The organism is Lysinibacillus telephonicus (assembly GCF_039654155.1).
Lineage (GTDB): Bacteria > Bacillota > Bacilli > Bacillales_A > Planococcaceae > Ureibacillus > Ureibacillus telephonicus.
Genome location: NZ_CP155468.1, coordinates 2,604,037 through 2,629,370, shown reverse-complemented (window position 1 = coordinate 2,629,370; position 25,334 = coordinate 2,604,037). Strand labels below are relative to the sequence as shown.

Genomic DNA, 25,334 nt, shown 5'->3' with positions numbered 1-25,334 from the left:
ATATGTTAATAGTTTACAAGCAACTCGAAAACGGCGGCATAGATTTTAGTGACGGTATTACCGTTGATTCAGTTGAAAATATCCCCGATGGATATATTCAACTTGACACAGACCAAACCAACAACCCGGAAACAAATGTGCGTTACAAAGACGATGGAACACTAATGACACAAGAAGAAATTGACGCAATTAAAAATGCGCCTGTTGAACCCACAGAACTTGAAAAACTTCAACAAGAAAACGAGCAACTAAAAGCTTCCGTTATTGAATTAACGACATACACTGCAGCACAAGAAGAACGCTATAACCAAGCAATACTTGAACTATCACAATTAATTGCAGGAGGTAATGTGTAAATGTTTACAACACAAAGTGCACTTGTAGCAATATGGGCAGAAGCTGTTCAAGAAGGAAAATACACACGTGAACAGGTACCGAAGTTAAGTAATCTTCAAGAATGTGTTTATACAATATTAGATGAGGAAAACGCAGCATAAAGCTAGCGTTATTTTTTATGTCAAAAAGAGACCTGGGTAACTGTAACCCAAGCCTCTTAATCAAAAATAAGAACATTTGTTCCTATCCGATATTCATTATATTACATCGGGAGGAAGAAAGATATGAAAATTCGTAAAAACACTATTTATAACATGGACTGCCTAGAAGGTATGAAATATATACCTGACAAGTCAATTGATATGATTTTATGTGATTTGCCTTATGGAACGACAAATTGCTCATGGGATACAATCATCCCATTTGAACAGTTATGGGAGCAATATACACGCGTGATCACAGATAATGGAGCAATTGTGTTAACAGCAAGCCAACCTTTCACAAGTAAATTAATCGCTTCTAATTTTAAATTGTTTAGATATGAGTGGATTTGGAAAAAAGGTAATCATGTTACAGGCTTTCCAAACGCTAATCGAATGCCTCTAAAAAATCATGAAAATGTGTGTGTATTTTATAAGAAGCTACCAACTTATAATCCACAAGGTGTAGAGTACGTTAAACCAAAAGTTATCATTAAAAATTCACCTAGAATGAAAGTTTTAGGCAAGAATAATGAAACATTGAAAAATCCACATGTTGTTACAAAGAAAAATTTCCCTAAGTCTGTGGTCAATTTTCCTCGTGACAGCAAAACTTGGCACCCAACACAAAAACCGGTGAGTCTGTTTGAGTATTTGATAAAAACATACACAAATGAGGGTGATACTGTTTTAGATAATTGCATGGGTGCTTTTACCACGGCAGTAGCATGTGATAATACTAATCGTAACTGGATTGGATTTGAGCTGGAAGAGGAATATTGCCTTAGGGGATTAGATCGAATAAATAATAACAGAGTTGAAAAAGGGCTAGATTTAGTCAGCATAATCAAAAGTTAAGAAACGCACTGTGCCGAGCAGTGCTATTTTTATGTAAAAGAAGGTGTTGGAATGGGTGAGGATTTAGTTAGAAACATATATGAGCGATTAGGGGCAATTGAAGCAAAAATTGATGATGTAAGGGATATTCGGTTGACTGCAGAAAATGCGGAAGATATTGCAACAAAAGCTTTAGAGAGTACAAAAAGCGCTCATCATCGTTTAGATAAAATCGACAAAATAATTTGGTGGGTATCAACTACAGTCATTGGTGCAGTTATTTTAGCCTTACTAGGACTAATTATTAAAATGAATTAGGAGGAATGTTAAATGAAAATCAATTGGAAAGTACGTCTACAGCATAAACAATTTTGGGTATCACTAATTGCATTATTACTCGTGCTTGCTAATCAAATAGCGGGCATTTTTAATTTTGATATTACTATTTATAATGATCAAATCACGAATATATCGGAAACAGTATTAAGTATTTTAGGTTTACTAGGTATTATCGTAGACCCAACAACAAACGGTGTTTCTGACAGCTCTCAAGCCCTTACTTATGTCAAACCGAAAAAGGATGATGTGAAATGATAACAATTAGCCCAGGCCATTGGTTGCCAGGTACAGGAGCAAGTGATTTAATCGATGAAGTGACCGAAGCTCGAAAGGTTGTAAATAGAGTAGTAGAAATACTAAGAGCAAATAAAATTACAACAAACCTAGTAGTAGACAATACGTCAAAAAATCAATCCCAAAACCTAAAATATCTGGTCAATGAACACAACTCAACTAGCCGTGAACTTGATGTATCGATTCATTTCAATTCATCCAGTCGTACTGATAGAGGTGTAGGTGTTGAGGTGCTTTATCTAACAATAAAAGATATTGCTGCAAAAATTACAAAAACGATTAGTGATGTAAGTGGATTAATCAATCGAGGAGCTAAGTTACGTAAAGACTTAGCTTTTTTAAATGGCACGAATAAGCCTGCAATCTTAATTGAAGTATGCTTTGTGTCCTCCGCTGTTGATGTAGCAATTTACAAACGAAATTTCGAGAAAATCTGCTATGCAATTGCTAAATGTTTAGCTGAATTCGTTGGTAAGTCTTTGAAAGAAGGTGAATCTAAATTGGAATTCTCAAGTAAAGCAATGCAAGGGAAATATGAAACGCGTACAAATTCCCCAGCTACTAAAAAATTACTTTTAGAAACTGCCCTAAACATTGAAGAATTAAAACTCGATAGAGCGTATTGGGAAGAACAGTACAAGAAAGGTAATGTTAAAGAAGGCGACTGGAATGCATTTGCGTATGAGGTAGCCGTCCATTTAGCTAAAAAATAATGAAACGTAACCAGGTATTCACAGTGAGTAAAGCCTGTTTTTTTGGTTTTTTACATTAAGTCATTTAAAGGCATTTCTCTAAGAAGAGCATATAATAATACGATGTATTTAGGAAAGGATTGAATAAATTGTATTATTATCCGTATGGTTATCCATACCATAACTTATATTACGGTAATTCTCAAATGAATAATTTTGGTGGCGAAATACATTACTATCCGTATTACGATGACGTAGTGAGTAGAAATCATTTAAATTATAATCATCCTTTTAGTAATAGTAATAGTAATAGTAATAGTAATAGTAATAGTAATAGAGTGGCTTTAAAGGACTATGGTCCAAATCCTTTTGTTATTAATATTAATAAAGCATCGAAGCGAAATAATGCGTATCGTACTGTTTTATGGACGGGTAATCATTTACAGGTTGCATTAATGAGCTTGAATCCAGGTGAAGATATTGGACTAGAAATGCATCCTGATGTTGATCAATTTTTACGGATTGAACAAGGGCAAGGATTTGTGCAAATGGGGAAGAGTAAAGATAATTTAGCATTTAAAAGGAACGTATACGAAGATTCAGCAATAATGGTACCTGCAAGAACATGGCATAACGTAACAAACATTGGTAATATACCACTAAAACTCTACACGATATATGCTCCACCTAATCATCCATTCGGAACTGTGCATTCTACAAAAGCAGATGCAATTGAAGCTGAACATTAAAGTTAATAAGTTAAAATGACCGTCTTATCCAATTGTGGAGGATGGTCTTTTTTATTTGATAATCTTTTATTAGAATTCCCACAAAATAGTAAACACTAAAAAATGTATTTTGGTATAATAATTCCCAGGAGGTGAATTTAAAATGAATGAAATTAATTGGTTAGCAGCTGATCTAGTACCAGGGAAAATTATTCAATTAAGTATGTTTCCAAACATTCCAGATAATGATGAAACAATCTCGCATAAAGTAATAGAATCATCTTTAATTGAGACAAGAAGTGGATTATTAATTACTATTAAACTTGAGAATACTGACACTAAGGAAATTTATACTTATGTTTACCCTGATGTTGTAAAAGTAGAAATGCCTAGCAATTTTAAGTATTATCTTTATTCTATTGATCGTTCTAAGTTACCTGAATTTAAAACAAAAAAAGTCAGGGAACTCCTAGAGGATAATAAAAATACTGATGATTACGATTTTTATAGAAATGGTCCAACTTTCATCAGTCGTATATTAATTATTAAATAGTAAGTAAAAAACCGCCTATTCACATTTAATGTCGACGGCGGTTTTTTATTTTGTGATTTTTGGGTTGAGCTACATAAAAATATAAACTAGTTATTCACTTTTATTGTTACGCTAGATTTTTTTAGGTACAATTTATTAAACTACTAAATTTTACTATTCAGTTAAAAAATTCACTTTGGGGGATGCTAGATGGAAGATTCTGTAAACATTTTACACATTCCAGATGATATAGGATACTGGCTTGTTAGAGCGGATGGAGGGAAATATTATGATGATTTTCTTATAAATAATTTTATTGCAGTATCAGATAATGAAATAACCTTGGAAGCTATCAAAAGTAGAGATTCCGACAGTATAGCAGGTACTACTATAGAACATTATAAGGCACTTTATAGTGAAATATTTAAGGGATGGAGCTCTCAACAAATCTCACATGGAGCTAGTAGAACAAATAAATTTGTAAATGAAATGAAAATTGGCGATATAATTCTAGTTCCTTCAAAAAAGTCGACTCATTTTATTATAGGAATCATTACTAGTGAAGTATACGAGATACCAAAAGAAAAACTAGAATCAAAAATTGAAGTTCAGTATGCAGTTACTCCTTATTTAAAACGGAGAAGTGTACAGTGGATAAAGGAAGTACCTAGAAATGAAATATCAGAAAAACTTTATTGGATTTTATCTGCTCATCAAACAATTTTTGATTTAAAAGAGCAAAAGGAATATATAAATCAACTATTATCACCAATTTATATACAAGAAGGTTTTTGTCACGGCACCCTGAAGATTTCTAAAAAAGAAGGACTTAATCAAAATGAATGGTATGATTTATATTCTGTCATTAAAAATCACACAGATAATAAGGAAGAAGTTATAATCAAATCAAATGTACAAAGTCCTGGTCTTATTGAATTGGTTACAGCTAATCCGATTACCACAATTGCAATTATGATTGCTTTAAGTGGTGCAATATTCGGGGAAATTAGCATAGGTGGTATTAAATTACAAGGTATATTACCTTTTTACCAATCTTTCAGAAAAGGTGAAGTGGACATCAAAAAAGCTAAAAAAGAATTAGAAATCATGGAATTAGATAGAAAAGCGAAAGAAATAGGAAATGATCGGGCGCAATTTGAGTTAGATAAAGAAAAAAGCCAATGGGAAAAAGAGACAACAAAAAAAGAAGCCGAACTGGTCAGAGAACGACTTCAAATTAGTAATTTCGATGCAGGAAAGGTAATTCGATCCGAAACGCAAATGGATAGTGTAGACGTTTCGGATGAGGGTGAATCCTGAGAAATAAAATCGTGAATACTAATAAAAACACGAAAAAATAAACAAATTCAAATGGAACAATTAACGAAATCCCCTTAGTAAGAAGGTAAACAACAGACATTAGCAACATGTAACCGTATATTACCTGAACAAATTTCATAATAGTTCCAACCCTTTCCTTTGATTACATTTATCATCGCATTTTATTTTACATTTTTCAAGAAATAAAAGTCCTATTCCATACTAATATATGTACCGTTAGCGATATGATTAATATCATTTGACCATTTTTATTTATTTCAACTACTTCCTTCCATTAATACTCAATCCGTATACGAGAGCTTTCCTAATATGGGACCAGGTATTCACACTAATGTGAGCCTGGTCTCTTCATATTCTGCGGTTGCTATATAATTATCAGCAAAACCAAATAACTCGTCATCGGCATATTTCATAAATGGCAGCATCGGTTTCCAATTAATCACAGAATTTTTTACTAACTGTTGTAATTCTTCATTATTAACTGTACATAAAAGGTCTATATTATCCATACCTTCTTTAAATCGCTCTTTTAATAACAATGTCCTTTGCGGATGTGTGACAAAGTAAGGCTTACTCCACATCGACAAATCTTCATTCAATAGATAAACACCTTCGATATGAGCCCATAAGTAGACTTTCATATTTTTTTACCCTTATTCAACTTCTGAAATAGTTAGTATATCTAAAAAGTGAATTTTATGTATCTGATGCATTTGGTCCTTAATGTGAATGAGTTTTGTATTGCCATCCATTTTAGTAACTATACCTTTTAATGGCCTTTCTTGTTTATAGATTGTGAATACTTTTATACTTCCTTGTTCCAGAGCTTCGGATAGTATGTATGCAATTTCCTCTAATTCAAATTCATCTCGCGGTAAATGTTTCTGTTCTTTGGATTTTTTTGTAGATCCAGGTTTTTTAAGAGGATTAATAGTATTACTCATTATGAAAATCTCCTTTCAATTTACAAAAGAATGTTGTTTTTCTTCAATATGAATATGAATAATCCCGTTACCATTAATAAAAAACTCTGCACTATCGATTGAGGATTTCATGAAATTAGAAATGATATAACTTATTTCCATTTCTGTGATTGCCCGTACAGCATTTGATATACTTGCATGCTTTATTGGACCAGAAACAGAATAGATGATAAAAGTATCTTGATTTTGAAAAGCTTGAATTTGTGAAGATGGAGGTAATGTGCTTCTTACTAGTTCAACTCTATCAATATTTTCTTTGGTAACATCCTTAAATTCCAAAATGATATCCCCTTCCTAAAAAAGTGAATGCTTGTTCTTTTTCTGTTATAAATATAGAACAAATGTTCTTATTTGTAAATATTTTTATATTGTAAAAATGGAAAAATAAAAAGCCACTCATTTTTAGAAATTAAATGAGTGGCTTTCTTCAATTATAAATAGCACCTACCCGAAGTTTTGAAATAATTTGGTATAAATATTGTTGTACCCCACTAGTACCCCAAAAGTACCCCAATTGAGCAGTAATCAATCGGGGAAAATCGTGCTTATTTAAATTGTATATTCGTACTATAAGTTAATACTTAAGCTTAAGATAAATAACTTGGAATATTGATATATGTGTATTTTCAATGATTATAGTTCAAAATATAAAAACATATTAATTTTTTTGCTAATTTATATCAAAGGTATTAAATAAAAACATATAATTCATTGGAATTCGCCAATGTTCGTGCTACGATAAACCTACTAGAAGAAATTGGTGGTAAGTAGAAACATTTTTGGTAGTAAAGAAGGTGACAGCATGAGAAAAATATATTTAGTTGGTTTCATGGGATGCGGCAAAAGTGTAATCGGACGTCGATTAAGCTTTTTTTTAAAAATGCCATATTACGATATGGATCATGAAATTGTTCGACAACAAGGAATGTCGATACCGGAAATATTTGAAAAATTCGGTGAACCATATTTTAGAGCGCTGGAAACAGAGTTTCTGCGTAATTTTCGAAATGAGGCATGCATCATCTCGACAGGCGGCGGTGTATCGATGAATGAAGAGAATCGTAAAATTATGCGTCGTACGGGATTAGTGTTTTTTTTAGATGCGACGTTTGAAGATATTTATACTCGAATTAAAAATGATAAAAATCGCCCTATTGTTCAACGTTCTACTAAAGAGGAGTTAGAACAGTTGTTTCATTCAAGAAGGAAGTTTTACCGAGCAGCAGGTCATATTCGAGTATTAACAGAAGGGCGTCCAATTAGACAAATAGTTGAATATATTGCTTTTCAAGTAAATCGACTAAAAGGCGAACAATCTGTTAGATAAAAGTTTTATCATTCGTGTATAGGTTAATTTTAAAAAAAGATTGCCTTTTCATTATGTTCAATGTTAGGATATGGCTAAGAGCAGACTTATTTGTACATTGAATTTTGAATCATGAGCGGATGATTGTACGGGGAGAGAACGTGAAAAGCGTCGCCGAAGGAGCAAGTAGTAAACCACTATGAATCTCTCAGGCAAAAAGACTCGTACAGGACGCATCTCTGGAGAGTGCTGTAATTATTACTTCATCAAGCTGATTGAAGTGTCGTTTTATAATTTACAGCCACCAAAGGGGAAAGCCGATTTTCGATGTTGCGTATTATAACAAATGAATCGGTGTAACTTTCAGGTGCAAGGACAGAGGATTCCTCAAATTTGAGGGATTCTTCTGTCCTTTTTTATGTCTTAGTTATGAATTACTGAGTCAGAGATCCCTTGCTTTTTGATTTCAGTAATGCACTTGTATGAATGACAATGTTTAATTAAGAAGATTTGCTTTAAAGGAGGAGTATGTGTTGGGTACTGAATTAAAACGAACGCCTTTATTTGAAGAATATGCAAAATATGGAGGCAAAACGATTGATTTTGGTGGTTGGGAATTACCTGTTCAATTTTCTTCCATTAAAGAAGAACATGATGCAGTTCGCCACCGTGCAGGGCTTTTTGACGTATCACATATGGGTGAAATTTTTGTAACAGGCAGTGATTCATTACAATACTTACAAAAGCTATTAACAAATGACATTTCTAAAATTGCCATTGGTGGTGCGCAGTATAACGCAATGTGCTATGAAAATGGTGGAGTTGTAGATGATCTTCTTGTTTATTATCTTAAAGAAAATCATTACCTCCTATGCGTAAATGCAGCAAATATTGAAAAAGACTTTGAATGGATGAAAACCCATATTGAAGGCGATGTTACCGTAACTAATAAATCAAACGAATTCGCTCAAATTGCACTGCAAGGTCCACTTTCTGAAGAAGTTCTTCAAACCTTAACAGAATTTAATTTATCGCAATTGAAATACTTTAGATTCGAACAAGATGTTCCAGTTGCAGGTCAATCTGTATTAGTTTCACGTACTGGTTATACGGGTGAGGATGGTTTTGAAATTTACGGTGAGCCTTCCGCAATTATTGTTATCTGGACAAAAATTCTTGAGGCAGGGAAAGAAAAAGGTGTTGTCCCAGCTGGGTTGGGAGCCCGTGATACACTGAGATTTGAAGCATGTCTTCCACTATATGGCCAAGAATTATCAAAGGATATCTCGCCGCTTGAAGCTGGCATTGGCTTTGCTGTGAAATTACAAAAAGAGAGCGATTTTATTGGTAAGGCAGCATTAATTTCTCAAAAAGAAAGTGGCTTACCTCGACAATTAGTTGGTGTCGAAATGGTCGATAAAGGTATACCTCGACATGGCTATAAAGTATATAAAGATGGTGTTGAAATAGGAGAAATCACAACTGGTACACAATCACCATTAACAAAACGCAACATTGGTTTAGCTCTAATTGATTCAAAATTCAAAGAATTAGGTACAGAAGTAGAAGTTGAAATTCGCAATAAAAAAATAAAAGCCTTGACAGTAGCAACACCTTTTTATAAACGTTCAAAATAAACCGGGAAAGAGGGTTACTAAGAAATGAAACATCGTTATCTTCCTATGACGGAACAAGACAAAAAAGAAATGCTTGCCACGATTGGTGTTGAAAGCGTTGATGAATTATTTTCAGATATTCCTGAAAGTGTACGATTTAACGGCTTGTATAATATTAAAGAAGCAAAATCTGAATCGAGCTTATTAAAAGAATTAAAACAGCTTGCTGCGAAAAATCAAGATACAGAAGCAAATGTATCCTTTTTAGGAGCAGGTGTTTACAACCATTATAGACCTGTTATTGTTGATCATGTCATTTCTCGCTCAGAGTTTTATACAGCTTACACGCCTTATCAACCTGAAATTTCCCAAGGTGAGCTGCAAGCAATTTTTGAATTCCAAACAATGATTGCGGAGTTAACAGGAATGGATTTAGCGAACTCTTCGATGTATGATGGCGGTACTTCATTAGCTGAAGCTGGAATGCTCGCAGCAGGTCACACTCGTCGGAAAAAAATCTTTGTTTCTGAAGCAATTCATCCGGAATATAGAGATGTTGTTGCAACGTATGCTTATGGACAATCAATTGAAATTATCCAAATACCGACAAAAGATGGCGCCACAGACATTGAGGCTTTGAAAAATTTGGTGGATGACGAGACTGCGGCTGTAATGGTGCAATATCCAAACTTCTTCGGTCAAATTGAGGATTTAAAAGCAATCGCGGATGTCACTCATGAAGCAAAAGGGTTATTCATTGTTTCTGCTAACCCGTTAGCACTTGGCATTTTAACTCCCCCTGGAAAATTAGGTGCTGATATAACAGTAGGGGACGCACAAGTATTTGGTATACCGGAAAGCTTCGGGGGACCATATTGCGGATATTTCGCCACTACAACAAAATTAATGCGCAAAGTTCCTGGACGTTTAGTTGGGGAGACAGTCGACCAAGAGGGACGCCGTGGATATGTATTAACTTTACAAGCACGTGAACAGCATATTCGCCGTGAAAAGGCGACTTCTAATATTTGTTCAAACCAAGCATTATTAGCTCTTGCTGCATCGGTTGCAATGACTGCATTAGGGAAACAGGGAATTCAAGAGATGGCAAAGCAAAACATCGTAAAAACACGTTATGCAAAAAATGCTTTTGAAACAGCTGGTTTTGTTATTCCGTTCCAAGGTGCACATTTTAACGAAATCGTAGTAAAAACAAATAAATCTGTAACTGAAATAAATAAAAGATTGCTAGAAAAAGGGATTATTGGTGGGTTTGATTTAGGACGACTATATCCTGAACTTGAAAACCATGCATTAATCGCTGTAACAGAGTTACGCACTAGAGAAGAAATTGACGCATTCGTTGCAGAAATGGGGGCTTACAATGCATAACGAAAACCAATCACTCATTTTCGAATTATCAAAAGAAGGTCGTGTAGGATATAGTTTACCGGATTTAGATGTACCGGATTTTGATTTATCTGAACTATTGCCAGAAGGGTATGTACGTGAAGAAGCGGCACAACTTCCGGAAGTTGCAGAACTAGATATTATGCGTCATTATACTGCGTTGTCTCGTCGTAATCATGGAGTTGATTCAGGCTTTTATCCTCTAGGTTCATGTACGATGAAATACAATCCAAAAATTAATGAAGCGGCTGCTCGACTTTCTGGATTTGCAAACATCCATCCGTTGCAGGATGAATCTACTGTTCAAGGTGCGATGGAGCTTCTTTACGACTTGCAAACTTCTTTAGTTGAAATTACTGGAATGGATGAAGTAACACTTCAGCCTGCTGCTGGAGCCCATGGGGAATGGACGGCATTAATGATGATTCGTGCCTTCCACGAAGCAAATGGCGAAGGTCACCGTAATAAAGTTATCGTTCCTGACTCTGCTCACGGTACAAACCCCGCATCAGCTACTGTAGCCGGATTTGAAACGATTACAGTTAAATCAAATGATGATGGTTTAGTAGACTTAGAGGATTTGCGTCGTGTTGTAGGTGAAGATACAGCTGCGTTAATGTTAACAAACCCAAATACTTTAGGTTTATTTGAAGAAAATATTTTAGAAATGGCCGAGATTATTCATGGGGTAGGCGGAAAGCTTTACTATGACGGAGCAAATTTAAATGCGGTAATGTCAAAAGCTCGTCCAGGTGATATGGGCTTTGACTGTGTCCACTTAAATTTACACAAAACGTTTACGGGTCCTCATGGTGGCGGTGGCCCAGGTTCTGGTCCTGTAGGGGTAAAAGCGGATTTAATTCCATTCTTGCCGAAGCCGGTATTAGTGAAAAAAGAAGATGGCACATTCCACTTTGATTATAATCGCCCACAATCAATTGGTCGTGTAAAACCTTATTACGGAAATTTTGGAATCAATGTTCGTGCATACACATATATTCGTTCAATGGGTCCAGACGGTTTAAAAGCAGTTACTGAATATGCTGTTTTAAATGCAAATTATATGATGCGCCGCCTGGAACCATATTATGATCTTCCATATAACCGTCATTGTAAGCATGAATTTGTATTGTCAGGCCGCCGTCAAAAGAAACTCGGCGTTCGTACATTAGATATTGCAAAACGTCTATTAGACTTTGGCTATCATCCACCAACAATCTACTTCCCTCTGAATGTAGAAGAAGGAATGATGATTGAGCCGACGGAAACAGAATCGAAAGAAACGCTGGATGCCTTCTGTGACGCAATGATTCAAATTGCAAAAGAAGCTGAAGAAAATCCTTCAATCGTTCAAGACGCTCCTCATACAACCGTTGTAAGCCGTTTAGATGAAACTCGTGCAGCCCGTACACCGGTATTGCGTTATAAAAAAGAAGAATCGTTAGTATAAAGCAAAAAGAATCTATGGGCGTAAACCATGGATTCTTTTTTTAAAAAAATATTCGAATAATAAAAAATAATTTTATAAAACGATATAATTTTTATTTAAAGTAAAGAAGTATTATAATGAAAACTTAAAAATATAATAGGAAACTAAAATTTTTATATATGAGTTTCTACTATAGTATAGTAAAAAAGGATAATACAAAACTATAAAAAAAGTCCTTAAGTTGCTAAATAAAAATAACTTAAGGAACTTTTTTATGATTGTTAGGACTAAGGTAGTGTTTTAAAAAAACAATAAATGATAATTATTTTCTTACCTAACTTTATCTGTTTTGCCTATACAGACTATAGTAAGAAAATATTTCATCAACTTATGCTTTTGTTTTTATTTTACCTGTCCAAGTTTTGAATCCGCCTTGTAATTGGTAAAGCTGATTGTAGCCTTTTTTCTTTAGGAAAAGTGCAGCACGTGCGCTGCGCCCTGAATTTTGGCAGTATAAATATACTGGCAAATCAGGTCGAATTTCTTTATAGCGTTGGCGGAGCTGTGTGGAAGGAATGTTGCGTGCTCCTAAAATATGCCCTGCTTCAAATTCTTTTACTTCTCGGACATCGATTAGTTGGGCTTTTCGGTACCCTTGAATAAATTGATCTTGAGTTAAATTTGACACTGCTTTTTTAAGTCGCAGCGTATTTACTAGAATGTATACGATAATAACTCCTAGTATAATCGCAATTGTAATAAGTACAGACGACATTGCATATTTCTCCTTTCATTCTACGTATTCCATTATAAAAGAGAAAGTAGCGATAGTCCAATCAGTTTGATAAAATGATATTCAGTGTGAGGAGATGAGATCATGAAATCAAAATGGTATTTTATTAATTCTGGACCGTGCAGTCCTTCTTATAATATGGCGCTGGATGAAGCGTTGCTTGATTTACATAGTGCAGGTGAAATTCCACCTGTTATACGTTTTTATGAGTGGAATCCAGCAACACTATCAATAGGTTATTTCCAAAGTGCTGAAAAAGATGTGAACATTCAAGCGATAAAGGAACAAAATCTCGGCTTTGTTCGACGACCTACTGGTGGACGAGCAGTGTTGCATGAAAGTGAATTAACTTATAGCATCATCGTATCGGAACAATATCCAAATATGCCAGCAACAGTGACAGAGGCTTATCGAGTATTGAGTGAAGGTTTACTAATCGGGTTTCAAAATCTAGGTCTGAATGCGTATTTTAGCATTCCAGATACGGAAGAAAAGCTTGCTGATTTAAAGAAACCAAAAAGCGCAGTTTGCTTTGATGCTCCTAGCTGGTATGAACTCGTTGTGGAGGGGAAAAAGGTAGCTGGTAGTGCCCAAACACGTCAAAAAGGTGTTATTTTACAGCATGGTGCGATTTTGCTTGATCTTGATGAAGATAAACTATTATCAGTTTTTAATTTTTCATCAGCAGAAGCAAAAGAGAGAATGCGAAAAAAATTGCCGGAAAAAGCAGTTGCAATAAATCAATTAACTGACCGTCAAATTACAATTCCACAATGTGTAGATAGCTTTAAAGCTGGATTTGAAAAAGCGCTGGATATTGAATTAGTACCGTATGAATTAACAGAAAAACAACAACAATATGTGAAAATGCTAGAAGAAACAAAATATTTAAATGATGAATGGAATTTTAGAAAATAGTAATAAGAACGTTTGTTTCTTTTGTTCGAAAAAATTTTTTAAATTGTAGAAAGCTAGTAACCAAGCTATTTGGAGTAAATTTAAAAAAAATCAACCCTTGCATTGATAATTTTTATGAGGTAATCTTTTCTAGTGAATATAAGAAAACAACATCTAGTACTATTTATATTACTGATACACAATATGTTGTGTGTGTCGGTAGAATGAATAGTACTAGGTGTTATCAAAGAATAATATTAGCAAGGGAGGCTGGCAGATGGTAATGGCTAGCGGAACACAAACAACCATCCTCATAGAACAGCTTAATCAAGATATTGAAAAATTTCCTCAAGTACATCCAGTTACACCTGATATGCATATCACACATAAAGGTGTTTCCAGATTAGTAATGATTGACCGATATTCATTTAAGGATACGGAAAAGAAAACATTAAAGCCTGGAGATTTTGTTGTACTAACAATTAAGGAAGATCCAAAATTTCCTGCTCGAGGCTTAGGATTTATTCAATCAATTGATATGGAAGCAAAAAAAGCGGAAATTTTAATTGAAGAAGAATACCGCCATGTATTAGAAAATCCAACAGAACAAGAAACAGGTGTTATTGTTCGTTCCTTAGATGTAATCGAAAAACCTCTTGAAGTTTTTTATGAGCAAATTGCAAAACGCAACGCTTTTGGATTGGCTGCTGTTGAAGAAACAGAAGAAAATAGACAAAAGTGGTTTAATAAATTTTATGAACAACTCGTATCTTTAAAATTTATTCCAGCTGGACGTGTACTTTATGGAGCAGGTTCCCAAACAGATGTAACGTTCTTTAACTGTTACGTAATGCCATTTGTACCTGACAGTCGTGAGGGCATTAGTGATCATCGTAAGCAAGTAATGGAAATTATGAGCCGCGGTGGTGGTGTTGGTACGAATGGTTCAACGCTGCGTCCTCGAAACACACTTGCGCGTGGTGTTAATGGAAAATCAAGTGGTTCTGTATCGTGGCTTGATGATATTGCTAAGCTAACACATCTTGTAGAGCAAGGTGGAAGCCGCCGTGGAGCACAAATGATCATGTTGGCTGACTGGCATCCCGATATTGTAGAATTCATTATTTCAAAGATGCAAAACCCGCGTATTCTTCGTTATTTAATCGAGAATACAAACGATGAGTCAATTATTCGACTAGCTCAAGAAAAGTTAAAATTTAAGCCTTTAACAACTCAAGAAGAAGCAATGTATCAAGGCATTGTAAATTATAAAAACATACCTGGACTAGGTGGCTTTAACGAAGCAATTATTAAAGAAGCTGAATCAAAACTTCGTGACGGCGGGACATATAGCGTCCATAATCCAGAGTTCTTAACTGGTGCCAATATTTCCGTAACATTAACAAAGGAATTTATGGCAGCAGTAGAAAATGATGAAGACTATGAATTGCGTTTCCCAGATGTTGCAAACTATACTCCTGAAGAAATGGCTATTTACAACGAAAAATGGCATGAAGTAGGGGATGTACGAGAATGGGAAGCAATGGGCTATAGAGTCCGTACGTATCGCAAAATTAAAGCAAAAGAATTATGGAACCTAATTAATGTATGTGCAACTTATGCAGCTGAACCAGGTATTTTCTTTATCGACAATGCAAACGATATGACAAATGCTCGTGCATATGGACAAAAAGTAGTTGCTACAAACCCATGTGGTGAACAGCCGCTTGCACCATTCTCAGTTTGTAACTTAGCTGCAGTGAATTTAGCTCAATTTGCAGAGAAGGATACGAAGACAATCAACTTCGATGCTCTTCGTGAAACGGTACGCATTGGAGTTCGTATGCAGGATAACGTAATTAATGCAACTCCATATTTCTTAGAAGAAAACCGTAAACAAGCTTTAGGCGAGCGTCGTGTTGGTCTTGGTGTAATGGGACTAGCGGATTTACTAATATATTGCGAAAAAGAATATGGATCAGAAGAAGGAAATATTCTTGTTGATAAAATCTTTGAAACAATTGCTGTAACAGCATATGAAGCATCAATTGAACTTGGAAAAGAACGAGGCAGCTTCCCATTCCTTCAAGGCGAAACAGAAGAAGAAACAAGACGTCTTCGTAAAGCCTTCATTAATACAGGTTACATGAAAAAGATGCCTGAACATGTTCGTCTCGGTGTTCTAGAAAATGGTATCCGTAATTCACATCTATTAACAGTTGCACCAACTGGATCAACTGGAACAATGGTAGGTGTTGCAACAGGTCTTGAACCATATTTCTCATTCACATATTACCGCTCAGGCCGCCTTGGTAAATTTATCGAGGTGAAAGCAGAAATTGTACAGGAGTATTTAAATGCCCATCCAGAAGCGGATGAAAACAATTTACCGCACTGGTTCATCTCTTCAATGGAATTAACGCCAGAGGCACACGCGGATGTACAATGTGTAATACAACGTTGGGTAGATTCATCGATTTCTAAAACGGTAAACGCACCAAAAGGCTACACTGTAGAACAAGTACAACAAGTATATGAGCGTCTATATAAAGGTGGAGCAAAAGGTGGTACGGTTTACGTAGATGGAAGCCGTGACTCTCAAGTATTAACATTAAAAGCTGAATCTTCCCATGATGAGCAATTAGCATTTGATGAAGTGTTAGAAGATAAAGTTAATGAAAAGCAACCAGTAGTGTTGGTGGATACAATTGCACCGCTTACAACAACAAATGTTACAATTGGCTCAGAAGTAGGGAATACTTGCCCAGTTTGCCGACAAGGTACAGTTGAAGAATTAGGCGGCTGTAATACTTGTACAAGCTGTGGAGCTCAGTTAAAATGCGGATTATAAGAAATGCAATGCGTAAGCATATTGGTTAATCCCGACAAGAGCTTGAATGCACAGGTTGCGAAGCTTATTGGCTTTCGACCGAGAGCCAAGTAGCGTTCGCAAGCATAAAAAGTTATAAAGTTTCCAATTATAAAAACGGCAATCTGCATAATAGATTGCCGTTTCAGGTTGTTGACAAAAGACCTTCAGAATGGGCTTATTCTGAAGGTCTTTTGTAATTTTAATAGATTATTGGGTATTTAACCGACTTATTTGGGGTAAAAACACTCTTCGAGTATTATATTTTAGGCCATTTCTGAAGCTTGCCACGTCCAATTAGCAAGCTTTTTTAAATTCATGGCAGCAAAAGTAAGCATCGCCTGCATAGACAATTTTTTAATTCCACGTAGGGTTGTCCATCGCATACCATGCTTTTCTTTTGCATCTGCAAAGACACGTTCAATCGTTTCTTTACGTCTAGCATATATTTGTTTGATATCACTTTGATGACGAAGATGATCCGCTTCCTCTACATGATGTGCCCAAATATGACGTTCAATGATTTTTCTGTGATCCTTACTACTTGTACATTGAGTAAGTAAAGGACAGTTTACACACTGAGTAGGGTTTGATTTATATTGGCGTTTCCCATCTTTAGTCGTTGTCGCATATTTAAGGACTTGCCCTTCCGGGCAAAGATAGCAATCATAATACTCATCATAGACATATTCATGTTTGCGTAAAAATCCATCCTTTGTTTTTGGTCGTGTATAAGGAAGTGCTGGTTGAATATCATGTTCAAATAAGAATTTAGTAATCGCAGGTGTTTTATAAGCAGCATCGGCAGCAACAGCAAGTGGCTTTTTCACTTTTTCCATTACCTTTTCAACAAGTGGTTGAAGCATATGACTATCATGAACATTACCAGGTGTCACAATTGATCCGAGTATAAATCCATAGCGGTCAGCTGCCGCATGAAATGAGTAAGCAAACTGCTTAGTTCGTTCATCTTTTACATAGTAGCCACTTTCAGGGTCTGTCGTACTTTCTTTAATTTCCTTTATCTCTTCTTTTTCAAATTTATCTGGTGGGAATGGTTTCTTCCCATGATCAATCCGATCTTGATTCAATTCTTCTTGAAGTTTAGCTTCATATGCCCGAGTCTCTTTACGTACCATCTTCTTCTCGAATTTACGTTTATTCGCACTCGCTTTAACATGCGTTGAATCGATGAAAACATGGTCAGCACTTAGTAATCCTTTATCAGCAATTTCTTTAAGTATTCGATAGAAAATCTGTTCAAAGATATCTGTGTCTTGAAAACGACGTTCATAGTTTTTACCGAAGGTTGAAAAGTGTGGTACTTCTGAATGGAAGCCAAATCCTAAAAACCATCGATACGCCATATTCGTTTCGATTTCTTTTATTGTTTGACGCATTGAACGGATTCCAAATACATATTGAACAAATGTCATTTTGATTAATACGACTGGGTCAACACTCGGGCGACCTAATTTAGAATACAGCGGTTCTACTAGTGGATAGATGAAAGAAAAATCAATGGCTGATTCAAGCTTTCTAACAAGATGGTCTTTTGGTACAAGTTCTTCAATCGTAATCATCTCAATTTGATCGCGTTCATTTATTTGATTTTTCGACATCATTTCCATTCACCTCAACGTATATTTAGAAGTAGTTGATTGTAGTGTAGGCGGCGACTCCTGCGGGAAAAGCGTGACGGCCGATACCCCGCAGGAGCGTAGCGACGAGGAGGATTGGCCCACGCCCGCGGAAAGCGTCCGCCGAAACGGAAATCAACTAACTTATTCAAAAAGGGTTATTAATTTTATTTTAAAAGAAAAAAGACTGTAGGCAAACTCGAATTTTCGAGTTTGTCTACAGTCTGAAACGGCAATCTGCATAATAGATTGCCGTTTTTTGATTTTAAGAAAAGAAGTAATCATAAATATTTTTTGCAATGAGAACAGAAGTCATGATTATAAATAGCATTCTGACGAATTTAGTCCCTCTATTTAAGGCAAATTTTGTTCCAAAGAATGCACCAGCAATCATGGAAACCCCCATAATTAAACCGTATGTAAAAACAACTTCTCCTAAAATTAAGAACATAATGAGTGCAGCAATATTACTCATAAAGTTTAGTACTTTTGCATTCCCAGCAGACTGCAAAAAATCAAATCCCATTATTAAAAAAATAAAAATAATAAATGATCCTGTACCAGGACCGAAAAACCCATCATAAAAGCCTAGTAGCACCAATCCACCAAAAAACAGAATGCCCCGTTTCCAATTCAATGGTTTTCGTTCTTCGAGTTTTCCCCAATCCTTATTGACTAAAGTATAAATTAAAACAGCAATTAACATGACAATGATTAAAGGGGTTAGTAATTCCGAATCCATTAAATGAACAGTCCAAGCACCCAACATAGAAAAAGCAAATACGAAAGGTAAAACGGGTCCTAATAGTTTCATATCGATTTTTCCAGCTTTTAAAAATGTCAGAGAACTTGTTAAATTACCCATTGATGCTGCAAGTTTATTTGTTGCTATAGCTGCTGAAGGGGGAAGACCGACAGATAAAAGAGCAGGTAAAGTAATTAAACCTCCGCCTCCCACTGTGGCATTAATGAAGGACCCGACAAAACCGAAAAATACTAGTAAAAAAACTTTAAAAATATCAAGTTCCATATGTTGAAAGACTCCTAGATTGTTATTATGGCAATATTATCGGAATTGTCGGAGAATGTAAATGTTTACTGGTAAAATAATTGAAAAAGTATGGAAGTTCTAAATATAAAATGTCCATCTAAAAGAGGTTTTGGGGAACAAGATGGAATAACGGAGTAATTAATTTTAAAATGGAAGGGCTACCCAGAAATTCACATTCTGGATAGCCCTTAAGTTTAGTCGTGATGTAATTCCATCGCTACTTCTGGATTTTTTTCAACCTCGTGAAGTTTGTTGAACGAAGCGATTGCCACTTCGACCATGTCATCCTTTGGTTCCTTAGTTGTTAATAGTTGCAGCCAAAGACCAGGATAGCCAAGATATCTTAACACAGGAATATTTCTTAGAGCATTTGTACCTTGAAGTACTTCAAATGAAATTCCAAGAACTACTGGAATTAATAAAATGCGAATAACAACTCGCAGCCATAAAGGGTCTGTTGGGAAGAAGAAATAAACAAACATCCCGATAATAACAGTAAATAATATAAAGCTGGATCCGCATCGGTAATGTAGTCTTGATTGTTTTTGGACATTTTCTACGGTTAAATCCATGCCAGCTTCATAACAATTAATCACTTTATGTTCTGCTCCGTGATATTGGAAAACACGTTTAATGAGCGGTGTCATCGATATGACGTATAAATATCCAAGAAGTAATATTAGCTTAAATCCTGTTTCTAAGAAAATTTGCGGGTATTTACCTGAGATCCAAGGAGAAAAAAGATTTGCTAAAAATACCGGTACTAAAGTGAAAATAAATTTCCCGAATAAGAAGGAGAGCACCCCAACAACTGCAACACCTAGAATCATTTGCAGCTTGGATGTTTCTGCTTCATTTTCTTCTTCTTCACCAGGATTAACATCATATCGTTCGCTTGCAAATTGTAAGTGCTTTGCGCCAAGCCCAGAAGACTCAATTAATGCAATAACTCCACGAACAAAAGGAATTTTCTTTAACTTTTGGAAAATTGGTTTTTTCTGTTTTTTAGCATAGTAATATTCTATTGAATTATCGTTTCGACGGATTGCTGTCACGGTATGATCTTTGCCGCCGAACATAACACCTTCTAATAGTGCTTGACCTCCGTATACAGGTGCTTCATTGCTCAATTATGTACACCACTCTCTCAAAATATAAAACTAGTAACTAGTCCATTGTACTAAATTTTACTCAAAACCTCTACGTTTACGCATACGAAATGTAAAATTTGGCGAAAATTAAATAAAAAGAGGTGTTGGGTTTGATATATTTAGCTATCATTACAAGTTTATGTGCTTCTATTTTTTTAACATTTTCGTTAAAAGTATTATCTTATCTTCATTTTATTAAATGGAGTCCAGTCGGCTACACTAAAAGATTAGATATTCTTGAATCAAGTCATCCACTTATTCAATGGCTATTTTTAGCTATTGTTATTTTTTTGATTATACTTATTCTCTATTTTATCATGCAGTTTGTTGAACTTGTCCCTGCATTTATAACATCAATAGTAATAGGAGGAGTATTAGCTTTAATTTGTGAATGGGTAATTTACGACCTACCTGCAGAACTGAAGTCATTTAAGAAATTATCGATTCCTTTTATTGTAACTGTGATTATTACAGCTAGATTCGTTTTTGAAACTGCAGCCTATCATTACAAAGCCCATAACGAACGAAATAAGTTGCCGTATAATGACTCTATGATAAAATAAAAGTGGTAAATTTCGTAAAAGGGGAGAATGACGAATGAAGCTGTTAGTGTTGAATGGTCCAAATTTAAATCGTTTAGGGAAGCGTGAGCCTGAAGTTTATGGCACTGAAACGTTAGATGATGTAAAAGAAAAATGTTTATCTATTGTAACACAATTTAATGCAACACTTGAATTTAAACAATCGAATCACGAAGGGGTATTAATTGATTGGATTCATGAGGCGGAAGATACTGGAGTAGACGGGATTGTTATTAATCCTGGAGCTTTTACACATACAAGTATCGCCCTTCGTGATGCGATTGCAGCTGTAAACGTACCTGTTATTGAAGTGCATATTTCAAACATACATAAACGTGAATCGTTTCGTCACGAGTCTAAACTAGCAGCTGAATGTGTCGGACAAATTTGCGGACTAGGTACTTTCGGATATGAACTTGCTTTAAGAAAGTTTTTACAACAATCATGAGAGGGGCTTTCATATGTTAAAATTGGAAAAGTTGCGCAAAGCTCTTGAAGAAAATAATCTTGATGGTTTATTAATTACTAATGAATATAATCGCCGCTATATAACGGGCTTTACCGGGTCCGCAGGGGCAGCAGTTGTAACGAAGGAAGATGCTGTTTTTATTACTGACTTCCGCTACACAGAGCAAGCTAAAAAACAAGTGCAAAATTTTCGTATCATCAAGCATGAAGGTTTAATTTTTGACGAGGTTGCAAATCAAGTAGAATTGATGGGTATTAAGTCTTTAGGTTTTGAGAAAGATACGATGACTTACGGTTTGTATGAAACGTATAAATCGCTCATTAAAGCTGATTTAGTACCGCAATCTGGGTTAATTGAAAAAATTCGCTTGATAAAGACCGAACAAGAGATTAATATTATTAAGGTTGCATGTGAAATTGCAGATAATGCATTCACACATATTTTAAAATTCATTAAGCCAGGTGTAACTGAGCTTGAAGTATCGAATGAATTAGAGTTTTTCATGCGAAAACAGGGTGCAACAGCATCATCCTTTGACACGATTGTTGCAAGCGGAACTCGTAGTGCACTGCCACACGGTGTCGCAACTGACAAAGTGATCGAAAAAGGAGATTTCGTAACACTTGATTTCGGCGCAATTTATAATGGATACGTTTCTGATATTACTCGCACCATTGCTGTAGGGCAACCTTCAGAAAAATTAGTTGAAGTGTATAATACTGTTTTAGAGTCGCAGCTTCTTGCATTAGAAAAAGTAGGGCCAGGTATGACTGGAATCCAAGCAGATGCTGTAGCAAGAGACTATTTAGCTTCAAAGGGTTATAAAGAGGAATTTGGTCATTCAACTGGCCATGGCATCGGCTTAGAAATACATGAAGGGCCGGCACTTTCATTCCGTTCAGGGGCAGTATTAGAACCAAATATGGTTGTTACAATTGAACCTGGTATTTATTTACCTGGTATTGGTGGAGTACGTATCGAAGACGATATTTTAATTACAGAAACAGGAAATGAAAAATTAACACATTCGAGCAAAGAATTAATTATTTTATGATGGAGGAATACTCATGATTTCAGTTAATGATTTCCGTACGGGTCTAACAATTATGATTGATGGCCAATTATACCGTGTAATGGACTTCCAACACGTTAAACCAGGGAAAGGTGCAGCGTTCGTACGTTCAAAATTACGTAACCTTCGTAATGGTAACGTAACAGAAAAAACTTTCCGTGCGGGTGAAAAAGTAGAAAAAGCACAAATCGACAACCGTAAAATGCAATACCTATATGCTCAAGGTGATTCACACGTATTCATGGATATGGAATCATATGAACAAACTGAGCTATCAAGTGTTCAAATTGAAGAAGAATTAAAATACCTTCTTGAAAATATGGAAGTTTACATCCAATCATATCAAGGCGAAATGTTAGGAGTAGAATTACCTAATACAGTTGTTCTTGAAGTTAAAGAAACTGAACCAGGTATTAAAGGTGATACTGCTTCAGGCGGTTCGAAACCAGCTGTTCTTGAAACAGGATTAGTTGTTCAAGTACCATTCTTCGTAAACGAAGGAGATAAACTAGTTATCAATACATCTGACGGATCGTACGTTTCAAGAGCATAATTTTCTTAAAGATTAATTTAATTATTCATAGCACTCATTTATGGGTGTTTAAGAGTGTAGACAAAGTGAATTTCGACTTTGTTTACACTCTTTTTTTATTTCCAGATTTATGAGTGTTTTTTATGGCTCTATAATATTTGTTGGGGTTTGAAAAAATTTCATAAATAAAAAAGCACGTAATCACCGATTTCTATATACTTGAATTGTCGAGAAACAAGCAATGAAAGGTGATACGTGCAAATGAATTTTAACATGAATATTCCAGGATTAAAAGGTGTAACTGTTCATAAGGTGGAGGAGATGGGGGAACGTATTGTTCTACACGTTTCCATACCAAAAAAAGAACATCAATGTCCAGCATGCAAGAATATAACATCAAAAGTCCATGATTATCGAATTCAAAAAATTAATCATTTAAAATGGTTTGAACGATTAACCGTCCTTTTTTATAAACGTCGTCGTTATGTATGCCAATGTGGGAAACGTTTTTCAGAAAAATCCCCTTTCGTGGATAAATATCAACGTTTCTCGAAAGAATGGAATCAAGTTGTACGAATCCGTTCAATAAAGGCAAAAACATTTAAAGAAGCAGCTGAAGTACTTGGTACATCAAGCTCAACAGTGATTCGTCGCTTTAAAGAAGTAGTAAAGGAACAATTAAATGAAGGGGTTCATTTACCAAAATGTATCGCGATTGATGAATATAAAGCAGATACCGATGCGGGAACTTATCAATTAATTATTGCCAATGCGGAAACACATGAACCAATTGATATTTTACCAAATCGTAGAAAAGAAACCATTAAGGATTACTTGATGAAATACGGTGCAGATGTAGAAATTGTGGTTATGGACATGAATCCAAGCTTTAAAGCAGCAGTTAGGAAGGCGTTAAATCGCCCGATTATTATTGCGGATCGCTTTCATTATTGTCGTTATATTTACTGGGCACTAGATGAAGTACGTCGAAATGTTCAAAAAGAATGGCATGCATATGATCGAAAGAAATGTAAGAAAATGCGTCACGTACTATATAAACGATTTGATAAGTTAACAGAAACGAATCGTTGGTACTTAAATCGTTACATAGGAATGTCGAAGGAACTAAAGCAAGCCTATGAATTAAAAGAAGCTTACTGCGAATGGTTTGATTGGGCAAAAACTTCAAATGATTTGATAGAAATAAAAAAAAGATTAGAAGCCTTTTACCGAAAGGTAGAAGAAGCAAATATTCCGGCATTTTTAAAGGCTATTCAAACGCTAAAAAATTGGCAAGTTGAAATTTTAAATAGTTTAAGTTTTGGATATTCAAATGGTTTTTTAGAAGGAATTAATAATAAATCAAAAGTTTTGAAGCGCAATGCTTATGGTTTTAGAAGCTATGAACACTTTAAAGCGAAAATTTTATTAAATAATTTATATAAGAAAATTGGGGTTCATTTAGGATAATCGGGGTGCCGTGTAATATCACTTCACCCCAACATTTGACATAGAACCTTTTTTATTGCCTACATTCTGTAAAATTCTGCAAGCTTTATTATAGATTCAAATATCTTTTTCTAGATTGTAGGTCTATTTTTTGGAACAAGCTCATATATTGCCTTACACAAGGAGGCGTCGTAATGGAGTTGCAGGACGTTTTACGAGTAGCAGGAGTCGGGCTCATCATAGCTTTGCTTCATGTTTTCTTCGAGCAAATCGGCAAAAAGGAATTTTCATTCTTTATATTTTTCATCGCATATTTATACATTACAGCAGAACTAATACGATTTTTACGGCTTTTCTTTGACGACATTCTTACATTTTTCCAATGGCTAAATTTAAACTAGGTAACCTATGACATTTTTAATTTATACTGTTATCTTAATTCTACTTCTAATATTTATTAAAGAAACAATTCATAAACTACATGCGCTAATAGTCATCATTTTCTTTTTCATACTACTTTATTTCCTACTGTCGATGCTTGCCATTCCTTTTATAGAACAGCTCCTTTCATATGTACAAACAGTGCCCTATGTACCTCAAATTGTGTACTCAGCACTTTTTTATCAGATAGGATTGTTCTTCCAGTCATTGTGTGAGGAAGAGGAATATGAAACATTTGGCGGACTCGTTATGTTTTCAATACGCATCGTTTTGTTGATTTATTGGAGCAGTGAATTTGCAAAAGTACTTTCGAATTTCTCGTCAATTTTAGAAAAGCTTCAATAAG

Annotated in this window: 29 protein-coding genes and 1 riboswitch; of the genes, 22 read left to right on the top strand and 7 right to left on the bottom strand. The window is 35.2% G+C overall.

Annotated features, from left to right (window positions below; translation table 11 throughout):
- Positions 1-2 precede the first annotated feature (2 nt).
- The 9 genes from MKY04_RS12535 to MKY04_RS12495 all read left to right on the top strand — a co-directional run bounded on the left by MKY04_RS12535 (position 3) and on the right by MKY04_RS12495 (position 5,278).
- The gene (locus MKY04_RS12535) at positions 3-356 is read left to right on the top strand and encodes a hypothetical protein (RefSeq protein WP_346234487.1); all 354 of its coding nucleotides are present in this window, start codon (positions 3-5) and stop codon (positions 354-356) included.
- Positions 357-497: a hypothetical protein gene (locus tag MKY04_RS12530; RefSeq protein WP_346234486.1), complete on the top strand. Its 141-nt coding sequence runs from the start codon at positions 357-359 to the stop codon at positions 495-497.
- A gap of 123 nt (positions 498-620) precedes the next feature.
- Complete coding sequence (locus MKY04_RS12525; protein WP_346234485.1) at positions 621-1,394, top strand: DNA-methyltransferase; 774 nt, start codon at positions 621-623, stop codon at positions 1,392-1,394.
- 51 nt (positions 1,395-1,445) lie between these two features.
- Positions 1,446-1,691 (top strand): hemolysin XhlA family protein, encoded by a 246-nt coding sequence (locus tag MKY04_RS12520; RefSeq protein WP_346234484.1) that lies wholly within the window; start codon positions 1,446-1,448, stop codon positions 1,689-1,691.
- Positions 1,692-1,703: 12 nt separating this feature from the next.
- A complete protein-coding gene (locus MKY04_RS12515) occupies positions 1,704-1,967 on the top strand; it encodes a phage holin (RefSeq protein WP_346234483.1) in 264 nt (87 codons plus the stop codon).
- The gene (locus MKY04_RS12510; protein WP_346234482.1) at positions 1,964-2,719 is read left to right on the top strand and encodes an N-acetylmuramoyl-L-alanine amidase; all 756 of its coding nucleotides are present in this window, start codon (positions 1,964-1,966) and stop codon (positions 2,717-2,719) included. Before MKY04_RS12515 ends, MKY04_RS12510 begins: the two co-directional genes overlap by 4 nt.
- Positions 2,720-2,847: 128 nt before the next feature.
- Positions 2,848-3,447 carry a cupin domain-containing protein gene (locus MKY04_RS12505; RefSeq protein WP_346234481.1) on the top strand — a complete coding sequence of 200 codons (600 nt, stop codon included), beginning with the start codon at positions 2,848-2,850 and terminating at the stop codon, positions 3,445-3,447.
- 142 nt (positions 3,448-3,589) lie between these two features.
- On the top strand, positions 3,590-3,979 hold the full coding sequence (locus tag MKY04_RS12500) for a hypothetical protein (protein ID WP_346234480.1): 390 nt from the start codon (positions 3,590-3,592) through the stop codon (positions 3,977-3,979).
- A gap of 189 nt (positions 3,980-4,168) precedes the next feature.
- On the top strand, positions 4,169-5,278 hold the full coding sequence (locus MKY04_RS12495; RefSeq protein ID WP_346234479.1) for a hypothetical protein: 1,110 nt from the start codon (positions 4,169-4,171) through the stop codon (positions 5,276-5,278).
- Between the two features lie 344 nt (positions 5,279-5,622).
- Here MKY04_RS12495 and MKY04_RS12490 read toward each other — a convergent pair whose 3' ends face one another.
- Genes MKY04_RS12490 through MKY04_RS12480 form a run of 3 tightly spaced genes read right to left on the bottom strand, consistent with a single transcriptional unit; the run spans position 5,623 to position 6,561 of the window.
- Positions 5,623-5,940 (bottom strand): hypothetical protein, encoded by a 318-nt coding sequence (locus MKY04_RS12490; protein ID WP_346234478.1) that lies wholly within the window; start codon positions 5,938-5,940, stop codon positions 5,623-5,625.
- A 12-nt stretch (positions 5,941-5,952) separates the two neighbouring features.
- Positions 5,953-6,243 carry a YolD-like family protein gene (locus MKY04_RS12485; protein ID WP_346234477.1) on the bottom strand — a complete coding sequence of 97 codons (291 nt, stop codon included), beginning with the start codon at positions 6,241-6,243 and terminating at the stop codon, positions 5,953-5,955.
- Between the two features lie 15 nt (positions 6,244-6,258).
- Positions 6,259-6,561, bottom strand: a complete 303-nt coding sequence (locus MKY04_RS12480; RefSeq protein WP_346234476.1) for a DUF1827 family protein — start codon at positions 6,559-6,561, stop codon at positions 6,259-6,261.
- Between the two features lie 523 nt (positions 6,562-7,084).
- On the opposite strand from MKY04_RS12480, the gene MKY04_RS12475 reads away from it, so the two are divergent.
- The 4 genes from MKY04_RS12475 to gcvPB all read left to right on the top strand — a co-directional run bounded on the left by MKY04_RS12475 (position 7,085) and on the right by gcvPB (position 12,064).
- The gene (locus MKY04_RS12475) at positions 7,085-7,609 is read left to right on the top strand and encodes a shikimate kinase (RefSeq protein ID WP_126295624.1); all 525 of its coding nucleotides are present in this window, start codon (positions 7,085-7,087) and stop codon (positions 7,607-7,609) included.
- Positions 7,610-7,728: 119 nt separating this feature from the next.
- Positions 7,729-7,822: riboswitch (glycine riboswitch) on the top strand.
- Positions 7,823-8,121: 299 nt separating this feature from the next.
- The gene (gene gcvT / locus MKY04_RS12470; protein ID WP_126295625.1) at positions 8,122-9,225 is read left to right on the top strand and encodes a glycine cleavage system aminomethyltransferase GcvT; all 1,104 of its coding nucleotides are present in this window, start codon (positions 8,122-8,124) and stop codon (positions 9,223-9,225) included.
- A 24-nt stretch (positions 9,226-9,249) separates the two neighbouring features.
- Positions 9,250-10,596 carry an aminomethyl-transferring glycine dehydrogenase subunit GcvPA gene (gcvPA, locus tag MKY04_RS12465; RefSeq protein ID WP_126295626.1) on the top strand — a complete coding sequence of 449 codons (1,347 nt, stop codon included), beginning with the start codon at positions 9,250-9,252 and terminating at the stop codon, positions 10,594-10,596.
- The gene (gene gcvPB, locus MKY04_RS12460) at positions 10,589-12,064 is read left to right on the top strand and encodes an aminomethyl-transferring glycine dehydrogenase subunit GcvPB (protein WP_346234475.1); all 1,476 of its coding nucleotides are present in this window, start codon (positions 10,589-10,591) and stop codon (positions 12,062-12,064) included. The genes gcvPA and gcvPB overlap by 8 nt, the downstream gene beginning before the upstream one ends.
- A 367-nt stretch (positions 12,065-12,431) precedes the next feature.
- Here gcvPB and MKY04_RS12455 read toward each other — a convergent pair whose 3' ends face one another.
- Positions 12,432-12,818, bottom strand: coding sequence for a rhodanese-like domain-containing protein (locus tag MKY04_RS12455; protein WP_126295628.1), 387 nt, complete (start codon positions 12,816-12,818; stop codon positions 12,432-12,434).
- A gap of 102 nt (positions 12,819-12,920) precedes the next feature.
- On the opposite strand from MKY04_RS12455, the gene MKY04_RS12450 reads away from it, so the two are divergent.
- Together MKY04_RS12450 and MKY04_RS12445 are read left to right on the top strand one after the other, a co-directional pair.
- Positions 12,921-13,754, top strand: coding sequence for a lipoate--protein ligase family protein (locus MKY04_RS12450; RefSeq protein ID WP_126295629.1), 834 nt, complete (start codon positions 12,921-12,923; stop codon positions 13,752-13,754).
- 256 nt (positions 13,755-14,010) lie between these two features.
- Positions 14,011-16,584: a vitamin B12-dependent ribonucleotide reductase gene (locus MKY04_RS12445; protein ID WP_126295630.1), complete on the top strand. Its 2,574-nt coding sequence runs from the start codon at positions 14,011-14,013 to the stop codon at positions 16,582-16,584.
- A 284-nt stretch (positions 16,585-16,868) separates the two neighbouring features.
- Here the strand turns inward: MKY04_RS12445 and MKY04_RS12440 are convergent, their stop codons facing one another.
- The 3 genes from MKY04_RS12440 to MKY04_RS12430 all read right to left on the bottom strand — a co-directional run bounded on the left by MKY04_RS12440 (position 16,869) and on the right by MKY04_RS12430 (position 20,423).
- Positions 16,869-18,227, bottom strand: a complete 1,359-nt coding sequence (locus tag MKY04_RS12440) for an IS1182 family transposase (protein WP_346235861.1) — start codon at positions 18,225-18,227, stop codon at positions 16,869-16,871.
- Between the two features lie 280 nt (positions 18,228-18,507).
- Positions 18,508-19,272: a TSUP family transporter gene (locus tag MKY04_RS12435; protein ID WP_346234474.1), complete on the bottom strand. Its 765-nt coding sequence runs from the start codon at positions 19,270-19,272 to the stop codon at positions 18,508-18,510.
- Positions 19,273-19,487: 215 nt separating this feature from the next.
- Positions 19,488-20,423 (bottom strand): DUF1385 domain-containing protein, encoded by a 936-nt coding sequence (locus tag MKY04_RS12430; RefSeq protein ID WP_346234473.1) that lies wholly within the window; start codon positions 20,421-20,423, stop codon positions 19,488-19,490.
- Positions 20,424-20,554: 131 nt separating this feature from the next.
- Between MKY04_RS12430 and MKY04_RS12425 the strand changes: the two genes are divergently transcribed.
- The 7 genes from MKY04_RS12425 (at position 20,555) to MKY04_RS12395 (ending at position 25,333) form a co-directional block, all read left to right on the top strand.
- The gene (locus MKY04_RS12425) at positions 20,555-21,007 is read left to right on the top strand and encodes a hypothetical protein (RefSeq protein WP_346234472.1); all 453 of its coding nucleotides are present in this window, start codon (positions 20,555-20,557) and stop codon (positions 21,005-21,007) included.
- Between the two features lie 34 nt (positions 21,008-21,041).
- A complete protein-coding gene (aroQ, locus tag MKY04_RS12420; protein WP_346234471.1) occupies positions 21,042-21,473 on the top strand; it encodes a type II 3-dehydroquinate dehydratase in 432 nt (143 codons plus the stop codon).
- A gap of 13 nt (positions 21,474-21,486) precedes the next feature.
- Complete coding sequence (locus MKY04_RS12415; protein WP_346234470.1) at positions 21,487-22,548, top strand: Xaa-Pro peptidase family protein; 1,062 nt, start codon at positions 21,487-21,489, stop codon at positions 22,546-22,548.
- Positions 22,549-22,561: 13 nt separating this feature from the next.
- Positions 22,562-23,119: an elongation factor P gene (efp, locus tag MKY04_RS12410; RefSeq protein WP_126294453.1), complete on the top strand. Its 558-nt coding sequence runs from the start codon at positions 22,562-22,564 to the stop codon at positions 23,117-23,119.
- A gap of 234 nt (positions 23,120-23,353) precedes the next feature.
- Positions 23,354-24,568, top strand: coding sequence for an ISL3 family transposase (locus MKY04_RS12405; RefSeq protein ID WP_346234469.1), 1,215 nt, complete (start codon positions 23,354-23,356; stop codon positions 24,566-24,568).
- Positions 24,569-24,741: 173 nt separating this feature from the next.
- On the top strand, positions 24,742-24,948 hold the full coding sequence (locus MKY04_RS12400) for a stage III sporulation protein AC (protein WP_122971858.1): 207 nt from the start codon (positions 24,742-24,744) through the stop codon (positions 24,946-24,948).
- Between the two features lie 7 nt (positions 24,949-24,955).
- Positions 24,956-25,333, top strand: coding sequence for a hypothetical protein (locus MKY04_RS12395; protein ID WP_346234468.1), 378 nt, complete (start codon positions 24,956-24,958; stop codon positions 25,331-25,333).
- Position 25,334: the final 1 nt, after the last annotated feature.